The 2079-nt window shown below is 73.5% G+C and carries 2 protein-coding genes; one reads left to right on the top strand and one right to left on the bottom strand.

Annotation, left to right across the window (positions count from 1 at the left end; translation table 11 throughout):
* Positions 1-459: 3-hydroxyacyl-CoA dehydrogenase family protein (locus G7A99_RS14950; RefSeq protein ID WP_240466294.1), on the top strand; the 459-nt coding region annotated here is incomplete at its 5' end.
* A gap of 3 nt (positions 460-462) precedes the next feature.
* On the opposite strand, the gene G7A99_RS14945 is transcribed toward G7A99_RS14950, so the two are convergent.
* Positions 463-1938 carry a cobyric acid synthase gene (locus G7A99_RS14945; protein WP_163141535.1) on the bottom strand — a complete coding sequence of 492 codons (1476 nt, stop codon included), beginning with the start codon at positions 1936-1938 and terminating at the stop codon, positions 463-465.
* Between the last annotated feature and the right edge of the window lie 141 nt (positions 1939-2079).

The raw sequence follows: 2079 nt of genomic DNA, 5'->3' as shown, positions 1-2079 counted from the left end.
GTCGTGGGGATGCACTTCTTCAACCCGGTGCCGGTGATGCCGCTGGTGGAGGTGATCCGCGCCCGGCAGACCGCGGATAAGGTGGTCGAGACGGTGGAGGCGCTGGCCCGGGACCTCGGTAAGACCCCGGTGCGCATCGGCGACAGCCCCGGCTTCGCCGTCAACCGCATCCTCATCCCGATGATCAACGAGGCGGCGTTCGTGGTCGAGGAGGGCGTCGCCACGGCCGAGGCGGTGGACGAGGCCATGCGCCTGGGGGCCAATCACCCCATCGGCCCGCTGGCGCTGGCGGACATGATCGGCGTGGACGTGGTGGTGGCCATCATGGAGGTCCTCCAGCAGGGCCTGGACGAGGCCAAGTACCGGCCCTGCCCGCTGCTGCGCCGTCTCGTCGACGAGGGGCACCTTGGCCGCAAGAGCGGCAGGGGCTTCTACGAGTACCCGCCGAAGGGGCGCTGAGCCTCAACCCGCCCCTGCCCGGTCCCGGGTGAGCCCGATGGCCCGGGCGAGGGCGGTCAGGTCCAGGTGGCCAGCGACCGCATCCGCCAGGCGGTCGATGCCGGCCTCGCGCTCGGCCTCGTAGTCCGTGGCCCGCGGGTCGGCGAGACCGGCCCAGCGCAGCAGTGCGGTGCGTGCCTCGGGGTGCTCGAAGACCCCGTGCAGGTAGGTGCCGGCGACCCGGCCGTCCGCGCTGACGGCGCCGTCCGGCGTGCCGTCCGGGAGCCGGGCGAAGGGGTGCCGCCGGTCGCTGCCGTCGGTTTCGCCCATGTGGATCTCGTAGCCGTCCACCGCCGCGCCGCCCGCCAGGCTCGCGCGGACCCGCGTGAGGCGTTTGTCGGCGGCGAGGGTGGTGGCGACGTCGAGCCAGCCCAGGCCCATGCTCTCCCCCGCGGGGCCCTCGACGCCACCGGGGTCGGCGATCCGGTGGCCGAGCATCTGGTAGCCGCCGCAGATACCGAGCACCCGGCCGCCGTAGCGCAGGTGGCGGGCGAGGTAGCCGGGCCAGGTGTTGTCATGCAGCCAGTCGAGGTCGGCGCGCACGGACTTGCTGCCGGGCAGGATCACCAGATCCGCCGGTGGCGGGGTCTCGCCGGGACCGACGAGGTGCACGGAGACGTCCGGGTGCAGGCGCAGCGGATCGAGGTCCGTGTGGTTGCTGATCCGCGGCAGCGCCGGAACGACCACGCGCAGCGCGGCGTCGCCGGCGGCGCGCTCCCGGGGCAGGGCGTCCTCGGCCTCCAGGTGGAGGCCGAGGAGGTAGGGCAGCACCCCGAGCACCGGCACGCCGGTGTACTCGCTGAACCACGTTAGCCCTGGATCGAGCAGGGCCCGGTCGCCGCGGAAGCGGTTGATCACCACGCCGACGACACGGGCGCGCTCGCTCGCCGAGAGCAGCGCCAGGGTGCCCACCAGGGTGGCGAACACGCCGCCGCGGTCGATGTCGGCGACCAGCACCACCGGGCAGTCCACCGCCTCGGCGAAGCCCATGTTGGCGATGTCGCCCTCGCGGAGGTTGATCTCGGCGGGGCTGCCGGCGCCCTCGGCGACGATCAGCCGGTGACGGGCGGCGAGGCGGGCGTGGGCGGCGAGGACGGTCCGCCGCGCGGTGCGCCTGTAGTCGTGGTAGTCGAGGGCGTCCATGTGACCGTGGGCCCGCCCGGCGAGGATCACCTGGGCGCGGCGGTCGGCGCTGGGCTTGAGCAGCACCGGGTTCATATCGGAGTGGGGCTCGATGCGGCAGGCCCGGGCCTGCACGGCCTGGGAACGGCCGATCTCGCCGCCGTCGACGGTGACCGCGCTGTTGAGCGCCATGTTCTGGGGCTTGAACGGTGCCACGTTGACCCCGCGGCGGAGGAACGCACGGCACAGACCGGTGGTCACGGCGCTCTTGCCCGCGTCGGAGGTGCAGCCCTGCACCATCAGCGTGACCGCGCTCATGGCCGCCGCCCCCGGGCCGTCTCCAGGGCCTGGCAGACCCGGGCAGCGCCGGTCAGAATGCGCGGGCTGGCGCGGTGGATCACGTCCGGGTCGACGTTGAAGAGGTTGTCCCGGGCCACTGCGGTGATCGACGGCCACTGT

It is taken from the genome of Arhodomonas sp. KWT, from assembly GCF_010993615.1.
Note: the sequence above shows the minus strand (reverse complement) of the source record. Positions and strands in the feature narration are given on the sequence as shown.